Consider the following 19,161-nt stretch of genomic DNA (forward strand, 5'->3'; position numbering starts at 1 on the left):
ATTTTTTTTTATGCAAAAGACTTGCTTTATTACAGAATTACCCTAAATTTGTATAAGGACGTTAATAAAGTTAACCTTTAAAAAAAATTATTATGAACAAAACTGAATTAATTGATGCAATTGCTAAAGATGCAGAAATCAGCAAAGTGGCTGCTAAAAAAGCATTAGAATCATTCTTATCAAATGTTGAAACAACTTTAGGTAAAGGTGGAAAAATTTCTTTAGTTGGTTTTGGATCTTGGTCAGTATCTGAAAGAGCTGCTAGAGAAGGAAGAAACCCTCAAACTGGGAAAACAATCAAAATTGCTGCTAAAAATGTAGTGAAATTTAAAGCTGGTTCTGAATTAGAAAACGCTGTAAACAAGAAGAAAAAATAATATTAATAATAATATTAACACTTTTTCGAAAATATAAAGCCTCGCTAATTTTAGTGAGGTTTTTTTATTATATTAGAAGATGAAATCCATCTGATAGTTTACACATATGATTCATTCACTTTCTATACAAAGAGGAGATCAATTAATCTCACTACCTAGTGCTCATAACGCAGATCTTATTTTCTCAAGATCCGTTATTCTATTAACAGAACACAGTCAGGATGGTTCTGTTGGCTTTATACTAAATAAACCATTAGATCTAACTTTATCAGATCTTTTACCAAATATAGAGGCTTCATTCACTATTTACGATGGAGGTCCGGTTCAAAAAAACAGAATATTTTACATACATACTAAACCAGAGTTAATCCCTGACAGCATTCATATCGTAGATGATTTATATTGGGGAGTAGACTTTGAGGAGCTTAATAATATCCTATCCCTAGGTATACTTACTAAGAATGATATTCGCTTTTTTTTAGGCTATTCGGGTTGGGACTGTGACCAATTAAAAAATGAGATTCAAGATAGCTTTTGGATAGCTTCTAATAAACTAGATACGAAGAATATTTTTTCCCAATCTCCTACAGAGCTATGGAAAAGCTCATTAGCTAAATTGGGAAACAAATACTCTCTATGGCTAAATGCACCTGAAAACCCTAACTTCAATTAGGATAGTTAGATAACATTCTTACATCAGTCTAATTTTTGCATTTAACTTATTTATCAAATCAGCAGCTAAAACATTAGTATAATTTTTCTTACGGTACTTTGTCACAGGTTGAACTCCCATAATGACATTCGTAATGAATAATTCATCAGCCTTTTGTAATTCAAATGGTGAGATTACTGCTTCTTCAAATTTGTAGTCAGTATTCTTTTGTAATAACTCTATGATCTGTTTTCTCATAATCCCCTTCACACATCCATCAGACAATGGAGGAGTTTTCACCACATTATCTTTTACGATAAAAATATTTCCATTTAATGCCTCTACAATATTCTTAGCATCATTCAGCAATAAACAGTTTTGATAACCATTCTCTTCAGCGAAGATACTACCTGTTACATTTATCAGTCTATTGTTTGTTTTTAAAGTTGATAATAAGTGTGAAGTCACATAGAAATCTTTATACAATTCGATTTCATAATCCTTTGTATTCAGACTATATATTCCATTGTTCAAAACCTCAGCCGAAATAATATAGCCTATTTTTCGAGTTAAAGGAAGGTATTTGCCCTCAGCATCTCTATATACTGTAAAACGCACTCTAAATGCATTTGTAACTGATTCAAGGCTATTGATTGTTTTAAGTATTGCTTCCTGAAAATACTCCATTGTAAACTCCATAGGAATTTCCATACGCAGAATACGCATAGAAGACATTAATCTAAAGTAGTGGTCTTCTAAGAATAAAACCTTCCCATCTAAAACCCTAACTGTTTCAAAAACAGCATCTCCATATAAAAAACCTCTATTGTGTTCTACTGACACATTACTATTAGAAACAATTTTGCCGTTAACATTAATCATATTCTATTTTCTTCTGATTACTATTAACGGCAAATATAAGTTATATTTTATGGAATTATGCAGAACCTAATACTTGTTTTAAGTCCATGATTTGATTTTCCCATAATTGTTTTGATTCATTGATTTCATCTGGCTCTGCGAAGTCAGTAACGATTATTGTTACATCTTTAGTTAATTCATCTTTATTAATTTTTAACTCAAAGAAATAATCTGTCTCTTTATCATTTTCATCTAACCATCTATATCTAACTCTCTCATCTGCTTTACGAGTAACAACACGAGCTTTCTCTTCAGAATCTCCCCAAATAAAAGAATATATTTCGCCACGTGAATTTACATTATCAGCGAACCACTCGCTTAGCCCTGAGGGATCCGAAATATACTGATACAATAATTGCGGAGATGAATTAATTGAGAATTCTAGTTCGTATTTTTCTTTCATAGCCTTTTTTCAAATTTTATAATTTTTTCGAATATAATCATATTTTGTAAATAAAAAAATATTTTTTTTCTCATTCTCTATTTGCATTATAAACTTTTTATTCTATATTTGCACCCGCATTACAGAAGTAACGCAGGCCAATAATGGCGAGGTAGCTCAGTCGGTTAGAGCGCAGGATTCATAACCCTGAGGTCACGGGTTCAACTCCCGTCTTCGCTACAGAGCTCCTAAAACCACTCCCAACAAGGTTTTAGGAGCTTTTTTATTATTCACTTTCCTATGTGTTTTTAGGTTAACGACAATGTAAACGTCAACCCAAAAAAGCACAAATATGATTACCATCACAAAAAATCAATGCTATTTTACTGAACTTTGGGTATCTCCTAAAGGTTTTAAAAAAGCAAAAAAAGCATCGCTGACTAAACAGTGGTATGTACAATGTTATTTTTATGATCCTAAATTCAAGGATAAATATCCTAAAGGATTTCCATATCGTAAAAAGATTAATAAGTTTCAAACATTAAAAGAACGAATAGAAGCTGCTGAATACTTGCTTCTAGAAATACCTGCTTTATTTAAACAAGGTTACAATCCTATAACTAAATTGTACATGATAGATAAAGAAGACCAGGAACTAGATCCAACTCATATAAGTGAAGAGTCTTCTTTCTTACATGCTCTTAATTGGGCATACAATAATGTTGAAGTAGCAAAATCAACAAAGAATGATTTAAAAAGTATTCTTAAGTATGTTACTGAAGCTATAGTTAGATTAGCTTTTGAAGAATTAGAGATTAAAGCAGTGAAGAAAAAACACATTCGTTTTATACTTGATAACATTCAAAAAGAAACAGGGCAATTCTCAGCACACAAATTCAATAAGTACAGATCTTATATTTCTATTCTATTTAAAGAACTAGAAGAATATGAAATTATAGAAAACAACTTTGTAAAATCTATTCGTAAGAAGACAGAATTCAGAGAGCCTAGAGAGATACTAAGTAAAGAACAAAGAACCTTAGTTAATAATCATCTTAGAGATAATTATGTATCTTTTTGGAGGTTTACTAATATCTTCTTTCACTCTGGAGCACGTATTAGTGAACTACTAGATCTTAAAGCAAAGGATGTTAACCTAGAAAATGGAACATTTAGAATACTTGTAAAAAAAGGAAAACAATTTATTTATACTAATAAAGTAATAAAGGATATCGCTTTACCTTTTTGGGAACGAGCTATTACAGGAGCGGATGATGACCATTATGTTTTCTCTAATGGATTGCTACCAGGTGATAATAGAATACGCAGAGAACAGATTCAACGTAGATGGAAAACACATGTAAAGGATAAACTAGGTATCACAGCTGACTTTTATGCACTGAAACACCTCAACCTTGATGATATTGCTGAGATATATTCTATAGAAGATGCTGCTTCTGCTGCAGGACATACTTCTACTAGAATGGTAATTACTCATTATGCAGTAGGAGAAAAAGAAAGAAGAAATAACAAGATTCGAATTTTAAATAATACCTTTGGGTAAAATTTGAGGGTGTCCCGTGAACTGTGTCATTAAAATAATTGTATAATAAAATATGTACATTAGTAAAATGAGCACAGAAAAGAAAGAATTTGATTTCGAGAGTTTTAAAGAACAGGCAATGGCTGATATTTATCAAGGAAAGAAAATGGGAGGTCCAGATGGTGTTTTTGGTCCCCTTTTAAAACATTTCCTTGAGACTATGTTAGAAAGTGAACTAGAGAATCATTTGGAAGAAGAAAAGGCTAAAGGGATTGCAAATCGTCGCAACGGCAAGACAACTAAAACTGTTCGAAGTATGCAGTCGGGTTCTATTGAATTAGAATCTAATCGCGATCGCAATGGAACCTTTGAACCAAAGGTGTTACCTAAACGTCAACTTATTATCACAGATCAATTAGAGGATAATGTAATTAGCCTATATGCTAAAGGCAGTAGTACTCGTGATATTGCGGGTTATATCATGGAAATGTATGGTATGGATATTTCAGCCACAGAAATATCGCGTATAACTGATAAAGTCATACCTGCAATGAAAGAGTGGCGTGATCGCCCTTTAGAAGCTATATACCCCTTTGTTTTCTTAGATTGTATGTTTTATAAAGTAAAAGAACAAGGTAGTGTTACATCTAAAGCAGTGTATAATATATTAGGGGTTAATCAAGAAGGAAAGAAAGAATTAATAGGAGTTTATCTTGGAGATACTGAAGGATCTAAGTTTTGGCTTTCAGTATTAACTAATCTTAAGGCGCGTGGTGTCCAAGATATCATTGTAGCTTGTGTGGATGGTTTAAAAGGCTTTCCTGAAGCTATACAAGCTGTATTTCCTAAGACACAAGTACAACTTTGTATTGTTCATCAAATAAGAACCAGTCTGCGTTTTGTTCCTCATAAAGATAAGAAAGCAGTTGCTGCTGATCTTAAACCTATATATACTGCTGTAAGTGAAGAACAAGGCTATGAAAGGTTATTGCAGTTTGAAGAAAAATGGGCAAAGAATTATCCATTAGCCGCTAAAGGGTGGTTGGACAATTGGGAACATTTGTCAACTTATTTTGATTTTGACCCTCATATCAGAAAAGCAATATATACCACTAATGCTATTGAAGCTATGCATCGACAGGTAAGAAAAGTAACCAAGACTAAGGGAGCCTTTACTACTGAACAATCTCTTTTGAAATTAATGTTTTTAGCTATTACAGAGGTCTCTAAAAAATGGACTATGCCTATTCATAATTGGGGGTTGACAATGTCACAATTGTATATTAAATTTGGGGATAGATTACAACCGTAAAAAAAAACTCCATTTCCTAGCTTTTGGGCTTAAGCCCAAAAGCTAGGAAATGGAGACTGACACAGTTTGTGTTACACTCCCTAAAATTTCAACTTTTTCTCTTCAATATGTATACAATGTATAAGAAAATGGCTGTCATATAAAAATGACAGCCATTTTTTCTATTTGATATATTTAATTCTCTCTGGAGCTCCAGGTTCCTTTTTAACATACCAATAACCAGTATCTTCATCAAAAAACAATCTATGTCTAAAAATATCATATAAAACAAAAGTAGAATCAATTTTAGGTGAAAAAACGCTCATCGTGTAACTATTTTTGTTTTTAGTAATACTATAATCAACCTCATAGTATCCTTTTATTAATTTTAAAACTATATCTTTATTTTCAAGTTCTTTTCTCAGTTTAGAGTTAGTTAATTTCAATGTATCAATTGAGGCTGTTAAATCACTTTTTATAGAATCTCTTTGATCAATTAAATCACTATATGTAACAATATTACCCTTTCTAGTTTCATAAGAAATAACCTGATATCCTTTTTTAGTTATACTATCTATTTCATTAGATATAGGGAGTATTGTCCTTTTAATAGAATCAAATTTTGTCAATCCATAACCATCACTTATTTTATCTATTTTCTTATCAAAAGTGTACTGAAAATAAACTGAAGCTACAGTAAAAACAATAATAACTGCTATGATAAAATTAACTAATTGATTATACTTTCTTTGTAAATTACTAAAATCATTATTAACTACTTCAATCTTGTCTTGTAATTCACAGACACTTTCATCTTTAATAGAATAGTCTTCTTTTAAGATTTGCACTTTAGATTCAATATCTTTAAATACCTCTTTTATATTTATCTTTTGATTCTTCATATTCTTTTAAGCATCCTTGTTTTTCAAAATCTTGTAATCCATTTTAAACTCTCTCAACTCTTCCTTAAGTTGTTCTATTAACTCATCTTTCTTAGTATTTGATTCTTTTAACTCCTTATCAAATTCCATTTTTAATTCTAATTTTTCAATCTTAGATTGTTGATTTGAGATAAACATTCCCATTGAAAAACCAATCCCCAAAAGAGAGATGAAAGTCAATAAATTAGTAGCTGTTTTTGGTAAAGCCTGTAACCAATTTGCTACAGGATTAATGTTATTTTCTATATTATCTTCCAAAGCACATATTTATTACTATTCTTTTTTGTAAAAATAGTACATTATTACAATAGCACCTAATAACAATAAAATTTCTAAATAACTAAACTGCTTCCTATCAACTTTCTTACCTCCCTCTTTACTTTCAATTTTAGATTGTTCTGACTTTACTTTACTAGATTCTGTTTCTTTGATCTTTAGCTTATCAATATCAGTATTAGTCTCTTGTTTATTGTTTTCAATAATAGGATTATAAAGAGTAGTATTACCTTTAGCATCTGTCTTGATTGAATCAGCACGAATTGAAGTTGAAGTTACTAAATTAGTGTACTGCTCTCTCGTTAATTCAAGCTCTGTAACTTGTACTTGTTCAAATTCATTAGTTATTACATCCTCTATAATACTCTTCGAATATTTTTCTACTTTACGAGATCCACAGCCAATAGTTATCCAACACACTAATAATAAAAGTACTGTTCTCATTACTCAATGAATTTAAAATCTCTAAGTCTATTCATCCAGCCATTTATAAAACGTTTCTGTGAAGGATTGTTTTTAACGATATTGTTTAGGAACTTCTCGCGTTCTTGATATATCTTACCAAACAATTCTTTTTGATTAGCAGAGTTCACAGCATTCAATGTAGCAGGCCCTACTATACCATCCTCTTTTAATCCAAGAATCCTTTGAGAAATTATTACTCCCCATTTACCAGACCCCCAAACCCAATCTACAAGAATATTAGCGATACTTTGATTATTAATTTGATCAGCCTTCCACACATCCCAATACTTTCTAAGAACATACTTAAAGTCATCATGAGTCAGCAACTTAATATCTTTCTCATTAATCACTCCATCATTATTTTTGTCATACCCCACCTGTTTCCATGTAGCAATTGTTACTCCCATATTCGTAGCACCGCCCCTATCTTTAGGATCATTCACATAACCTCCCTCCCATTTTGCTATCTTAGGAGCTAGTTTTTCTATATCTGCCATCTTTACTTCTCTTTTAATTTTTTAAACTCCTCAATTAACTCCTTATTCTCCTGTACAAACTTGATTAACTCAGTAGGATTACGCTTTAAAGCATATCTAAACTTCTCATCACTCTTTTCACGAACTGACTTCCACTCTGTATAAATCAAAACGATTGCTCCAAATACAGAAAGCAATGGCAACGCAGCAATATCAAAGTACGCAAATGCTGGATTTAGAAAATCCAAAAACAACATAAAGAACATAAATGCCAAATACTCCACCACCTTCTCTGATGTCTTTCTAAGCCCATAACTATGCGTAAATATCCCCTCCTTCTTTGACTTCCTTATCCCGAAATACAAATCAATCCCTATACTAAACATAACCATAATCCAAGCTGTAAACACAAGGAATAACTGTAACAATATTGAATCAAAATCCTTCTCTAATAAATAATGTATCATAATCTTATAATTTTATATATATCATACTCTGTCATGATTCTTTTTAATTATAACTCTTACATATCTATTATTGTAATTTTTTTCAGGTAGAATATTTCCCCAATTTTCATAATATTTTATACCATTATAGTGCTTTTCTTCAACTTCAGGTTTGTCATTACTTGATTCAAATTGTAAAATATAATCTCCAAATTGATTAATTATATTATCAATTACAGGATATTCACAATCAATAATAACCCCATAGTACTCATCATCAATCATCAAAGTATTATCAACTAATCTACTATTCATCGTGCTATTACTTATAAGTAGAGGGTACTTTATATTTATTCCTTTAGTTTTAGCAAAGTCATAGAAAAATAATGCATTCCCATTTTTTGTACCACCATGCAGAAAACAATCTGCAGAAAAAACAACTGTGTCATCATCTAAAAAAATAACTCCTTCAATATTTTGAGTGTTATTTTCATTTGGAAATGTTTTAAAAGAATAATTATCTAATACATTAAAGTCTTTATCAAACATCCTTACATCTCCTAAATCTCCAGCAAGAATAATATTTCCATTTTTTTGATTTACACCCATTCCTTCAAACATTTGATTTGTTTGAACTGTTTTAATTACATTTTTTGTATCTCGATCAATTAAAAATAACTCATATCCATTATTAATGGATAGGTAAATGTTATTTGTAATAGGATCAATAGCTAACATACCATTTTGTGCTTCTTCTGGAATTCCTTTTATTTCTGTAAACTCTAATAAATCACCTTCATAATTAACTCTAATAATACATCTTTTCCCTCCTGTTCCCTGTCCATTTCCGAGTACAAAATAACTATCTGTTAATTGATCATAACAGTTGCCTTGTATAGAGTTTAAATACTTTCTTAAATCAATTTTATGGTATGGAAGAGGCATTAATTCTGATGTAGAATTATAAGGCAATAAATCTTCTTTTCTATACAAATTTAAATACCATTGATTAGCATAGGAATATTGGCACACAACAAAAAGCCTTCTTTTAGAATCAAAACCTAAACCAGTACATCCTGCTGTTTTCCCTTCTATTAAATCAGGTATAACAGTATAAATATCTGTCAATCTGTTTTCATCTAATACAGGGCTATTGGAATTATTATTAACTAATGTAATATCTATAACACCTCTTTTCTCAATTGGAGGCAGGACGTTATTCCTCATCTTAAAATTTAGAAAGATATTTTCTGAAAAACCACAAGAATTGTAATTGTTAGATGCACTAGACTTTAAAAATGAATAATCAATAAAAGCCTCAATTCGTACACCATTTTTTTCTCCTTCAACTTTATATATCTTATTCAAATCACTATATGTAGTACTTATACTTAATAATTCTACTTTATCTCGACCACTACCATCTCCAGTATCTAAATAAAATACTAATCTTTGTTTATTAGTAGTAATTTCTATTACATACAGAGATACTTTACTATTATAATCAAGTCCCTCAATTATTATTTTTTTTATAGCCTTTTTTATATAATAATTATATTGATAGTCTGTTTGCCAGGTCTTCAAAAAGTTAGCTTTCTGATGAAATACTGGATCTATAAAATTAATTTTGCCATTTTTAAATTCAACTAACTCAGACTCCATAGATGGTTCATCTTTTGTCCACGAAATACGTATATCTCTATAATCTTCAAGTTTTACCCCATTTGGGAAATTTTCTGATCTACAAACCCAAGCGTATAAATATCTAGTGTTTTCATCAATTAACAAAGCATTAAACCCTCCTGTTGTACTTGTAGTAAAAATTTCAATCTGACCATCATAGGTTTCTCGAAGATATCTATAAGTACTTGGTAAATGATTGCTAATAAATACTCTGTCACTTGTTTTTAAAATATTTTCAAAAGATAGTTTGAATAAGATATTATTCTTTTGTGGGAAAAATCCTTCAGCACTAATTCTTACATCTTTGATAATATCAAATGTTAGAATGTCATTGTAATATTTTGTTTTACTTTTAAGTGAGAAATAAACTTCATTACCATTCACCCCCCTCATATCCCCTTCACGTACTTCTCCATTATTAGTAATTGGAGTAACACTTTTAAAACAATAGATCCCATTATAAACTACATACACTAACCCTGTATCATAATCCTCTTGTGTAACAATAATAGGTTCACCTTTCTCATCTAAGAAATGTAAATATATACCAGGTTCCTGAGCTGTATACATACCATTATTCTTAGGACCTATAGAATTAGGAAAAGCTTCTCCCTGAATACCTACTGCCATAGTATTAATCTTAGTAGTAAGCTCGTCTCGTAACTTAGTATTTTCTTTATTGAACTCTGTTTGTAAACTTGCTGTTTCATCATTAGCATAATCCAATACAGCTTTGTGAACCTCTCTATGTCGGTTAGGTTTAATATTTGATTTATCAGCTAGATTAGTATCAATAAGTTTCTCAATGTCATTTTTCTTTGCCATGGTTAGAAGCGTAAATTAAAAAATAAGGCTCCAATTAAGGAGCCATTAAAACTCTGTGCTATAATGTTCCCCATCATAGTATAATGGGGAATAATCAGGGATTGGTGTCCGATGGTGTTGGGAATTTAGTCATACCTGCCAATGGCCATGTAGCACGTGGAGGATCAAACTTATCTTTCCAACGAAGTGAACCAGTATATTTCTCGATAGCTCCATCACCTCGCTCTTGAACTAATCTAGCCTTCATCTGTCCCTTAAGACCACAATTACCACCATAGATTAAACCAGCAATTGTGATATACCAAAATCGATAAGTACCTCCACAATTAGTACGTCTAACGAACTCATAGTTAACTTTGTTAGTTTCATCGATATCATAGTTAAGAGTATGAGTACCATCTGTAACCACTTCACGCTGTCCACTAATAACCATAGTAGCATCTTCAGCAGCAGGTTTATCTCCAGATACACGTAATACTCGTAAAGAATCAGTATCCTTTAATGGTAGTGCTAATCTAGTATTCCATTCTTCGATATCTTCAATATCCTTAAATGCTTTAGAATTTGACTTACCAACGACAACCCATTCAATCTCAGACTTGTTTGTTTCAGGACTACAATCATCAAAAAGAATTTCTGGTAACTGTTGCTCATCACAATTCTCAGGACATAATTTATCTATGTCATTACATTGAGTATATGCCATTATTTAATAAAATTAAGTTTATGAATAAGCTATTTGAGCGCAACCTCCTGTAGTAAATTAGAACCCGTCTGAGTGGGTGATTCTCCCGAAGTCATACACATGACAAATATAAAAAATTAAACATTATATTTAACTTTTTAATATTAAAAAGGTTTTGTTTTTAATGTTAAATGCTGATATACTGATTCATTATCCATTGTATCAACTGCTTTTACTCTTATCTCATATATTTGGTTCTTTGCTAATTCAGTAAAATCATATTCATACATATCATTATCCTTAATAGCCTCTAACCATTTATCACTCCACTGCTCTTCACTGTTCTTCTTAATTCCGATGAAATATCCTTTCATACCTAAAGCAGCTTTACTCTCATTGAATATTACTTGAATAGAGTTATCCTGTATATTATTAGAAAACACAAAAGGAGATTTCACAAGTACAGTTGTTACATCATCATTACAACCAGCTTCAATGTTTCTGTTTACTTCAAATGCAAACATCACAAGTGAATTAAATCCTAACTGATCACTTTCAAAACCAACCTCAACATTACTAGCTTGTATTACTTCATCATTAATATAAAATACTATACTCTCATGCATAGGTATAATACTCATTGCCTCAGCGATATGATTTGGCATAAAACAAGAGAATGTATATTTCTGAATTAGTTTCTTTTGGATAGCCTTCTCTTCTCCATATCCATCTTCTACTGTTTCTTGTTCCATATTAGACTCTCCTAATAAAATAACCACATCTGCAGGTATATTAACCTCATTGAAGCTTCCTTTTATATACACTAAGTCTCCTGCACTGCCTTTAGATGAGTAAACGATTTTATTTTGATGATCATATTTACTAATAAAACAAAAAGGATCTGATACTAAATAAAAATCATCACTACCTTTTACCTCAACATAACACAATCCTTTATAGAAAGCTTCATTCAGTAACTCTATTACTAAAAAAAGCTTTTCATTATGAGATACTACCTGGTGACTTGTTTGTAAAGAATCTATAATTACATTCTTATTATCATATACTTTGATATCAAACTGTAAGTTACCTGCAGGCACTTCTACCTGCAAGTAAATTTTATCAGTATTATATTTAAGAGTATTTGTCTTTGGCCAAGACTCCTTAGACTTGTGAAATCTAATAGGAGTCTTTGCAAAGTTGTGATTATATACAGCTGCCATTACTCGAATTTTAAACTTAATTTCATTGAATTTCTCAATAAGTCATACTCAGCTGACTTAACTATCCCCCATCCCAACTGGGTTCTCATTCTATCAAAAGGATTCCATTTTGAAAACTCTTCTGGAGTTAGAATAATTGGAAATTCGTCTTGTTCTTTTGTTGCTTCTATTGATATGAATTTCGTCAATTGATTATTCATATAACCGTCTTTCTGCTTACGTCTATGTTTCCATAACTTGTCATGTAAATAAGCTAAAGACAATACACTATTTGTTGTAACCTCATCTGAAAAGTAACTTTTAGCACTAAAAAGAGTTTTAAGTTTTTCTCTCTCTTCATCAATAGCAAATAAGATTAGCTTAGGCTCTTGGAAACTCTCACGATGTCTATTAACTACTATAGAAAAGAAATCAGTACACAATGTCTTAACTTCATATTTCACAGTAGAATCTTCTCTGTAGTTAGTACACAATCCTTTGTATTCAATAGGAAACCCCTCGAAGTCTTTACTATAGTTATTGTACTTCATTTTCCAAATCTCTTCTATAGGTAACTTTGAAGTATTATACTTATATGATGTACGTCCTCGCATTAAATCTTTGTGTTCTACATGAAGTAAATCAATACCATCTTCTTGTGTGAAATAAGAAACATGCTCTAATCGAAGAGAGTTATCTTCGATATACCATTTTAAATTAAACAGGTTACATAAATCTTCTAATAGCTCACGTAAACTAATCTCATGTACTGTATTCTTCTGATATCCAAAATAATCAATATAGAAATAGTTCACCACATTGTTAACTGAATCAACCTGTATATTGTTCCAAACGTTCTTTTCTTTAGTAACATAATTTATATCACTTACCACATCAGGATTCCATTGAAAGAAATCCGATTTTAATGTTAATCCCAATTTATCATTATTGATTAACAACTGAAGAACATCAGATAACTTTCTTCCTTCAGCTTTAGCGATACGGACTGATTTAAATTCAACTCCACCACTATCTAGCTCTGGAAATATAGGTTCATTATGAATATATTGTGAACCATAATTACCTGTATTTGCTCCATAGCCAATGCCATTTGTAGACTTGTCCAGAGTCCTAAAAAATTTCACTTTACCTTCTACCTGATAAGCATCTTTTATAGTATCAATATTCCAACCTTCTGTTGGAGGAATGTCTCCTGGTTCACAAAAACATATCTCTCTACCAAAAATAAACTTTGTTTTATTTTCTCTTTGAAACATTCCTCTATATCCTCTAAGATCTAATTCACTTGGTCTTAAATATTGGTTAGTTCTTAACTCCAAATAGTGATCAGGATTAGTAGATAAAATAGGATTGTCCCTATCTTCAACTACATCTATAAATACATTATATTTCTCATTATCATTGATAATTTCATAAAGCCTTGCTTTTGTATCTAGTTCATCAATCTGAAAAGTAACCATACACTTGTCCATATTCCACTTACCATCACTCATAGAAAATGGATTTTCAAACAGCACCTTCTCAGTTCCATCAGTGCTTACATCAACTATCTGAAGAATACACTGCTCACATCGTCTATCAGATAATTCTATTCTTCTAAAGAACTCGAAGTCCTTTCCAAGTAAAACAATGTCTGGATACTTCTTTTTGTACTCATAGTTATTCTTATCCTCTAGATCCCATTTAATATCTAGTCTGTTTGTGAAGTCTAAAAACTTCGGCCCATGTGGTGTAATCGCTCTAACTTTTATCATAATTTCTTGTACTTTTTAGTTATTTTACCTTGTTTTACAAAATAGAATTCTGGCGTTTCCCAAAACTCTACTCTCTCGCTTCTATCGCGTTCTTGAAGCCTAATCATTTCGCGTAATACAGATGCTGATTCATCTTTAGATTCTTTAGCTCTATTTTCTTTAGATTCCTTGGTTAATACATTTATACTATTTATTACTCTTATTCTATCTTTAGATCCTTCAGACATATCTTCTATTCCATACATACTATGTAATACATCATCTAATCTTCCTTTGCCTTGAGCATCATCAATAAGTGCTTTCATTATATGTCCATAGTTGCGTTTCTGCTCTCTATTTAATACATACACATCTTCTCCTCCTTCAAACTCAGCTACAGCTCTTCCTGTTCTTGAATTAACTACTTGGAATCCTCCATTCTCATGTGAAGGACCATTTAATTCTACAGCCCCTTTCTTTAAACCTGTACGATATTTTGAACCTGAAGTCATTTCAAATGATTTAGCTTTAGCTGCTGCAAATGTTGTCCACATAGCTGCAATAAGTGCTATACCTAGAGCTTGTCCTACAAATGGAATTCCAGAAGTCCATTCTAAGATATTAGCAGAAGCAGTAACTAATGAGGTAGCTTGATTAACTGTTTGAAGAGCCATTTCTACCTTAGCCATCGCTTCTTTCTTTGCCATTGCCCTTTCTAACTCTTCCTCTTCTTTTGCTTTCTGCTCTTGAAGTTGTTCTAACTCTTTCTGTCTAATATCATAGTTGTTTACTAGACCTTGCTCTTGAAGTTCCTTTTCTTCATCTACTTTCTTCTGTTGCTCATTAATGGACTCGTCTATTCTTCTAACTCTATCCTCATGCTCTTTTACTTGAGCATCAAATATTGTAGACATTGAACTCCAAATAGTATTGATTGCAGTTGAAATAGATTTGGCAAACTCATCTGCCTTTGCTCCTGTTAGATTAAGTGATTTGGCTAGTTCTTTAGAAAAAGAATCAAGGTTATTTGTCCATTTATCTAAATCACTCATTGAGCGTTTTAGTCCATCATTAACAGAAACTTCATTAATAGCATTATTAACTTCTTGTAGAGCTGCTACAGTTTTAAGAATCTCATTTGCCATTTCCTCTCCAAAAGCAGCTTTCATTTCTTTTGAAATACGAAGTACCTCACCAGGATCTGTGCTACTCATCATGCTATTTATCATACCATCAAATTGACCTTTATTATCTTCAGTCATTGACTGCCTAATAATCTCTAGTTTCTTTTGTTGATATTGACGTTCCATTTCTAGCAGCATAGACTGCCTGTAAGCTTCATCATCTATTATATACTTAGTGTTACTTTCGTAAATCTTAAGTACACTCTCAGCCATATGTCTCTCTACATCTAACCTATCCAAGTTAAATGCTGTAGTAAACTTTTGTATTTCTGTTGCTTCTGCTTTTTTAGATTCTGTTATTAACTTTTCTAATTCTGTTATTTTAGATACATCAGTGGTTAGTTTAATTTGATTTTGAAGTTCTTCTCGTATCTTCTCCCAGTCTTGTTTTATCTTAGATATTTGTGCCTCAGAGAAACGATTATAAGTAACATCTATAGCCTGTATAGCCTTAAGCCTAGTTTCTTCAATTTGTTTATCATACTTCTTATCTACCTCAGCAATGTCTTTACGCAATTGTTCATAGGCAGTACCATTCTCTGTACTGTAAATTTTATTGAATTGTTCTCTTAGTTTAGCTTTTTTAGACTCTGATATTTCTAGATTCTTAATCTCTAACTCGTAAGCCTTCTTGTCTTCCTCTAAAGTTTGTTGTAAAGATTCTATCTCTTTTTGGCGAGCATTTTCCAAAGCTCCAATTCTAGTAGCTTCTTCCTTTTTTACTAAGTCGTTCATCAACTTAGTATATTTTTCTAGTAAATTCTTTTGCTTGTTTAGATCCTTTTCATCAACTATTTTAATACCTAGTTCTTCCGCGGCCTTAGCAGCTTCATTAAACATTGCACCTGACTTATCATACTCCTTATTAATTTTAGATTGTTCCTTTCTAAATTCTTTAATACTCTGTTGATAAACAGAACTATATTTACTCAAAGCTTTGTCCAATTGTTTACCATCTGGCAATCCTAATAGATATTGAATTTCCTCATTAGTTATTTCATGTTTAGACTCACCTATATCCACTCCAACGAATCTCCAAAAACCTTCATAAGCCTTATCTGAAATATCTTGCAATTGCTCATACCACTTTAAGTCTCCAGTCTCTAACGCAGTTATTTGTTCAAGAAGTCTTTTCTGTTTTTCTAAAACAAGCTGATATGAAGCTTCAGCTTTTGCCTTCATCTGAAGATACTTTACATAATTAGGACCATTGTTAATTAATTTCTGTTCTAACTCTGTATACGATTTTACTGTACCTAATGTATTTCCAAACTCATCATTATATTTCTTTACAGTTTCTTTCTTCTGCTCAAATGTCTTACCTCCCTTTTCAACCTCTCTACTTAACAACTGAAGTTTTGCAATCTGCTCTCCATACGTTTCATTTGCCTTTTTAGCTATATTTTGATTACGCTCTGATTCAGCAGTTGCTAAACCGATAGCTTTCTTTACTTTATTCCAATTAGTAGCTAATAAAGCAACTAAACCAATTAGTAATCCTATACCAAGTAACTTAGTAGCAGCAGCTAAACGAGTGGTTGCCCTTGTTGTTCCATCTGTAGCAATTGTCCATTGGTTCTGAGTCCACACATAGGCTTTATTCAGTACAGAACCTTGTTTTGTTAATTCATTTTGCGTTGCCTGAAGACCATTTAATAAAGCAATAGCTCCATTAAGCTTCACCAATGATTTGGCTACATCCTCATTTTCATTTCCAAATAGTGCAGCAGCTCCTTGAGCAGCAGTTAATGCACCAACAATACCAGTTAAAGCACCTAACACCTGATCTAATCCTCTAGTAGATGAAATGCTTCTTCTTAATTCTGCATTTGCATTAGTTATTGCACTCTGATATTCTTCTGCTTTTTTACGTAAATCTTCATAGCGTTCAGAACCTCTCTTACCTTCTATCTCAAGAGCGACAAGTTCATTCTTTACATTGCGTAATTCTGTGGAATGAGACTTTTGAGAAGTATTAGCTTTTCCTAATTCTTTGTTTTGTTTCTCTAGTTCTTTGGTGTATTTCTCTATTTCTTTAGATGCTGAAGCTTGCATCTCTTTTAACTCAAAATAAGCTGATGCAGAACCATTAGTACTTCCAAAGTCTTCAATAGCCTTTCCTATGATCTCATAAACATCTTTAGCCTCATTTAATTTAGCTTCAGTAATAGCTATTTTAGAATTCAAATCATCAAAACTAGAAGTACTTGACTTTACTGAACTTTCTAATATTTCATTTTGATTTACTACCTCTTCGTAATAAGTTTTTAAGGCCTTGAATTCTGTTGATAGTGCCGTAACATTTTCTGTCTGATCTACACTTTCTAACTTAGTAATAAGAATATCAAACAATGAAATTAATACTTCAATGTCATCACTTGACTCTTCTATTGCTTTCTGAATCTTCATTAACTCCTTATCATCAAAAGATAAATTGATATCAGATAATTCATTAAGCTTATTCAAATACCCTTCAACATCATTTGCATATTTAGATATCTCATTACTTTTAAGAGACTTTGATGTTTCGTCAATAGATTTTTTGATTTGTTTTTGTGATGCATCTATAACCTTAGTCTGATTAGCAATAATAGCTACATTACTACCAATAGCTTCTTTGACAGCTTTACCATGCTGTACATAATTATCTACTATTTCTTTTAAAGCTTTGTTTGTTTTGTCTGCCTCAGCTTGAACCAGTTTAAACTCCTTTGAGAAGTCTTGAAAGTTGTCCTTTAATGGACCTATATCTAGTCCTAATTTAACAAGGATATCATTGTCGCTCTCCATCACGATTAATTTGAAGAATTAATTAAAATGTAAATAGCCTACTGAGTGGCGAGCTCCCGTATTAGCAAAGATAAAAATTAAACATGATGTTTAATTATGAAGAATAAAAAAAGGAGAACTATTTAAGTTCTCCTTTTTATAACAATACACTAATTAAATATGATATTATCTTATTTTCTGCCTCACTCATGCTTAACTTATTTGGAAACATTTTGGCTTTCTGCATATAATTCAAAGTTCTATTTGTTATATTGTTCACATCATCCAAAGTAGGTTCTTTATCCTTAAAATCTTCTATATTCTGATCGATAAATCTTTTTGCAGCGTCAGGTAAATCAAGTGTAATTCTATAGTTATATTTTTCAGAATCTTGTTCATTCTTACTTAATCTAAACCATTTTTCATTAATATTCTTATTCCTATCATCAACTAAAATACTAACTGTTTTCGAAATTTTATCCAATTTATCAATTACAAAATCATTCATAGAAACTTCTGTAGTGCCAATCTTTGCAGGAACAATTGTCCTCCCAAAACTCTTTAAAAAAGGACTAAAATCTGGTTCGTCTCTAAATTTATCTAAAGTACCTTTTATCTTTTCAGCTAATTTTTCTTTAAACTTAATAATTTCTGTAAACCTTAGAGATGAAGGATAAGAGAGGTGTTCTATCGGACTTGTATCAAATGAATATCCAGTCTTTTCATCTTTAATAATAATTGTTGGTTTATCAAATGCTAATCTCAATCCAAGTTCAAACATAACATTTGGGTTTTTTGAACTAACATCACAAACTACAATATCATCATTATATATATTTGTAACTATACGCTCATGTATAAGTCCAATAGAAATATCATCACTAACTATTCTTGATTCTAAACTCACAGAATCGATAGCTTGTTTTACAATACTCAACACTTCAACCCAATGTCCCTTAGGGTAATCAGGATGATCTGCAATAGGCATGATAATACCACACATTTTCTTTGAAGTCTCCTGTTCTACAGCTGATGCTTGTTGTGTATCTTCTTTTATATCTTGTTTTTTAGTTGTCATCTTTACAAAATTAGGTATTTCAAATATACAACAATTAAAATCTCAACTGTGGATGTTCAGCTTCAAACTTGATACGTTCCTCAAACTTCTTAAGTATTGAATAAAACTCAACCTCATCAACTCCCTTTAGCGTCTCATACTGTGTGATATCTCCTCTAGACATATCGTATAATAGCCCACTCCATTCTTTGTCTATTCTTATCTGTTCAGC

Annotated in this window: 18 protein-coding genes and 1 tRNA gene; 5 read left to right on the top strand and 14 right to left on the bottom strand. The window is 31.4% G+C overall.

Annotated elements, in window-relative coordinates; all coding sequences use genetic code 11:
• Positions 1-92: 92 nt before the first annotated feature.
• Together HX049_RS02480 and HX049_RS02485 are read left to right on the top strand one after the other, a co-directional pair.
• Positions 93-377 carry an HU family DNA-binding protein gene (locus HX049_RS02480; protein ID WP_006257046.1) on the top strand — a complete coding sequence of 95 codons (285 nt, stop codon included), beginning with the start codon at positions 93-95 and terminating at the stop codon, positions 375-377.
• 106 nt (positions 378-483) lie between these two features.
• Complete coding sequence (locus HX049_RS02485; RefSeq protein WP_286413765.1) at positions 484-1,050, top strand: YqgE/AlgH family protein; 567 nt, start codon at positions 484-486, stop codon at positions 1,048-1,050.
• Positions 1,051-1,068: 18 nt separating this feature from the next.
• Here the strand turns inward: HX049_RS02485 and HX049_RS02490 are convergent, their stop codons facing one another.
• The gene (locus HX049_RS02490) at positions 1,069-1,911 is read right to left on the bottom strand and encodes an aminotransferase class IV (RefSeq protein ID WP_286413766.1); all 843 of its coding nucleotides are present in this window, start codon (positions 1,909-1,911) and stop codon (positions 1,069-1,071) included.
• A gap of 55 nt (positions 1,912-1,966) precedes the next feature.
• Entirely contained in the window at positions 1,967-2,353 is a 387-nt protein-coding gene (locus HX049_RS02495) for an START-like domain-containing protein (protein WP_006257049.1), read from the bottom strand.
• 145 nt (positions 2,354-2,498) lie between these two features.
• Between HX049_RS02495 and HX049_RS02500 the strand changes: the two genes are divergently transcribed.
• From HX049_RS02500 to HX049_RS02510, 3 genes are all read left to right on the top strand, one after another.
• Positions 2,499-2,572 (top strand) — tRNA-Met (locus HX049_RS02500).
• Positions 2,573-2,684: 112 nt separating this feature from the next.
• Positions 2,685-3,896: a tyrosine-type recombinase/integrase gene (locus tag HX049_RS02505; RefSeq protein ID WP_286413767.1), complete on the top strand. Its 1,212-nt coding sequence runs from the start codon at positions 2,685-2,687 to the stop codon at positions 3,894-3,896.
• Positions 3,897-3,963: 67 nt separating this feature from the next.
• Positions 3,964-5,187, top strand: a complete 1,224-nt coding sequence (locus HX049_RS02510; RefSeq protein ID WP_039329560.1) for an IS256 family transposase — start codon at positions 3,964-3,966, stop codon at positions 5,185-5,187.
• A gap of 161 nt (positions 5,188-5,348) precedes the next feature.
• Here HX049_RS02510 and HX049_RS02515 read toward each other — a convergent pair whose 3' ends face one another.
• The 12 genes from HX049_RS02515 to HX049_RS02570 all read right to left on the bottom strand — a co-directional run bounded on the left by HX049_RS02515 (position 5,349) and on the right by HX049_RS02570 (position 19,113).
• Positions 5,349-6,068, bottom strand: a complete 720-nt coding sequence (locus HX049_RS02515; protein WP_286413768.1) for a hypothetical protein — start codon at positions 6,066-6,068, stop codon at positions 5,349-5,351.
• Positions 6,069-6,074: 6 nt separating this feature from the next.
• A complete protein-coding gene (locus HX049_RS02520; protein ID WP_286413769.1) occupies positions 6,075-6,365 on the bottom strand; it encodes a hypothetical protein in 291 nt (96 codons plus the stop codon).
• Between the two features lie 15 nt (positions 6,366-6,380).
• The gene (locus tag HX049_RS02525) at positions 6,381-6,827 is read right to left on the bottom strand and encodes a hypothetical protein (RefSeq protein WP_286413771.1); all 447 of its coding nucleotides are present in this window, start codon (positions 6,825-6,827) and stop codon (positions 6,381-6,383) included.
• Complete coding sequence (locus tag HX049_RS02530; RefSeq protein ID WP_286413773.1) at positions 6,827-7,345, bottom strand: glycoside hydrolase family 108 protein; 519 nt, start codon at positions 7,343-7,345, stop codon at positions 6,827-6,829. The genes HX049_RS02525 and HX049_RS02530 overlap by 1 nt, the downstream gene beginning before the upstream one ends.
• Before the next feature lie 2 nt (positions 7,346-7,347).
• Positions 7,348-7,791 (bottom strand): hypothetical protein, encoded by a 444-nt coding sequence (locus HX049_RS02535; protein WP_286413775.1) that lies wholly within the window; start codon positions 7,789-7,791, stop codon positions 7,348-7,350.
• A 21-nt stretch (positions 7,792-7,812) separates the two neighbouring features.
• Entirely contained in the window at positions 7,813-10,278 is a 2,466-nt protein-coding gene (locus HX049_RS02540; RefSeq protein WP_286413777.1) for a YncE family protein, read from the bottom strand.
• A 94-nt stretch (positions 10,279-10,372) separates the two neighbouring features.
• Positions 10,373-10,984 carry a hypothetical protein gene (locus HX049_RS02545; RefSeq protein ID WP_286413779.1) on the bottom strand — a complete coding sequence of 204 codons (612 nt, stop codon included), beginning with the start codon at positions 10,982-10,984 and terminating at the stop codon, positions 10,373-10,375.
• A 143-nt stretch (positions 10,985-11,127) separates the two neighbouring features.
• Positions 11,128-12,186 carry a fibronectin type III domain-containing protein gene (locus HX049_RS02550; RefSeq protein ID WP_286413781.1) on the bottom strand — a complete coding sequence of 353 codons (1,059 nt, stop codon included), beginning with the start codon at positions 12,184-12,186 and terminating at the stop codon, positions 11,128-11,130.
• On the bottom strand, positions 12,186-13,940 hold the full coding sequence (locus HX049_RS02555) for a hypothetical protein (protein ID WP_286413783.1): 1,755 nt from the start codon (positions 13,938-13,940) through the stop codon (positions 12,186-12,188). Before HX049_RS02555 ends, HX049_RS02550 begins: the two co-directional genes overlap by 1 nt.
• A complete protein-coding gene (locus tag HX049_RS02560) occupies positions 13,937-17,893 on the bottom strand; it encodes a hypothetical protein (protein ID WP_286413784.1) in 3,957 nt (1,318 codons plus the stop codon). Before HX049_RS02560 ends, HX049_RS02555 begins: the two co-directional genes overlap by 4 nt.
• A 136-nt stretch (positions 17,894-18,029) precedes the next feature.
• On the bottom strand, positions 18,030-18,950 hold the full coding sequence (locus tag HX049_RS02565; RefSeq protein ID WP_286413786.1) for an RNA helicase: 921 nt from the start codon (positions 18,948-18,950) through the stop codon (positions 18,030-18,032).
• 34 nt (positions 18,951-18,984) lie between these two features.
• Complete coding sequence (locus HX049_RS02570) at positions 18,985-19,113, bottom strand: hypothetical protein (protein WP_286413788.1); 129 nt, start codon at positions 19,111-19,113, stop codon at positions 18,985-18,987.
• Positions 19,114-19,161: the final 48 nt, after the last annotated feature.

The organism is Myroides odoratimimus (assembly GCF_030326305.1).
Taxonomy (GTDB): domain Bacteria; phylum Bacteroidota; class Bacteroidia; order Flavobacteriales; family Flavobacteriaceae; genus Flavobacterium; species Flavobacterium odoratimimum_A.

Bases quoted from the DNA above. Each gene is read 5' to 3' on its own strand.
- HX049_RS02480 (WP_006257046.1), top strand. From the start codon at position 93: ATGAACAAAACTGAATTAATTGATGCAATTGCTAAAGATGCAGAAATC.
- HX049_RS02565 (WP_286413786.1), bottom strand. From the start codon at position 18,950: ATGACAACTAAAAAACAAGATATAAAAGAAGATACACAACAAGCATCA.
- HX049_RS02540 (WP_286413777.1), bottom strand. From the start codon at position 10,278: ATGGCAAAGAAAAATGACATTGAGAAACTTATTGATACTAATCTAGCT.
- HX049_RS02525 (WP_286413771.1), bottom strand. From the start codon at position 6,827: ATGAGAACAGTACTTTTATTATTAGTGTGTTGGATAACTATTGGCTGT.
- HX049_RS02545 (WP_286413779.1), bottom strand. From the start codon at position 10,984: ATGGCATATACTCAATGTAATGACATAGATAAATTATGTCCTGAGAAT.
- HX049_RS02505 (WP_286413767.1), top strand. From the start codon at position 2,685: ATGATTACCATCACAAAAAATCAATGCTATTTTACTGAACTTTGGGTA.
- HX049_RS02495 (WP_006257049.1), bottom strand. From the start codon at position 2,353: ATGAAAGAAAAATACGAACTAGAATTCTCAATTAATTCATCTCCGCAA.
- HX049_RS02555 (WP_286413783.1), bottom strand. From the start codon at position 13,940: ATGATAAAAGTTAGAGCGATTACACCACATGGGCCGAAGTTTTTAGAC.
- HX049_RS02510 (WP_039329560.1), top strand. From the start codon at position 3,964: ATGAGCACAGAAAAGAAAGAATTTGATTTCGAGAGTTTTAAAGAACAG.
- HX049_RS02550 (WP_286413781.1), bottom strand. From the start codon at position 12,186: ATGGCAGCTGTATATAATCACAACTTTGCAAAGACTCCTATTAGATTT.
- HX049_RS02530 (WP_286413773.1), bottom strand. From the start codon at position 7,345: ATGGCAGATATAGAAAAACTAGCTCCTAAGATAGCAAAATGGGAGGGA.
- HX049_RS02485 (WP_286413765.1), top strand. From the start codon at position 484: ATGATTCATTCACTTTCTATACAAAGAGGAGATCAATTAATCTCACTA.
- HX049_RS02490 (WP_286413766.1), bottom strand. From the start codon at position 1,911: ATGATTAATGTTAACGGCAAAATTGTTTCTAATAGTAATGTGTCAGTA.
- HX049_RS02570 (WP_286413788.1), bottom strand. From the start codon at position 19,113: ATGTCTAGAGGAGATATCACACAGTATGAGACGCTAAAGGGAGTTGAT.
- HX049_RS02535 (WP_286413775.1), bottom strand. From the start codon at position 7,791: ATGATACATTATTTATTAGAGAAGGATTTTGATTCAATATTGTTACAG.
- HX049_RS02515 (WP_286413768.1), bottom strand. From the start codon at position 6,068: ATGAAGAATCAAAAGATAAATATAAAAGAGGTATTTAAAGATATTGAA.
- HX049_RS02560 (WP_286413784.1), bottom strand. From the start codon at position 17,893: ATGGAGAGCGACAATGATATCCTTGTTAAATTAGGACTAGATATAGGT.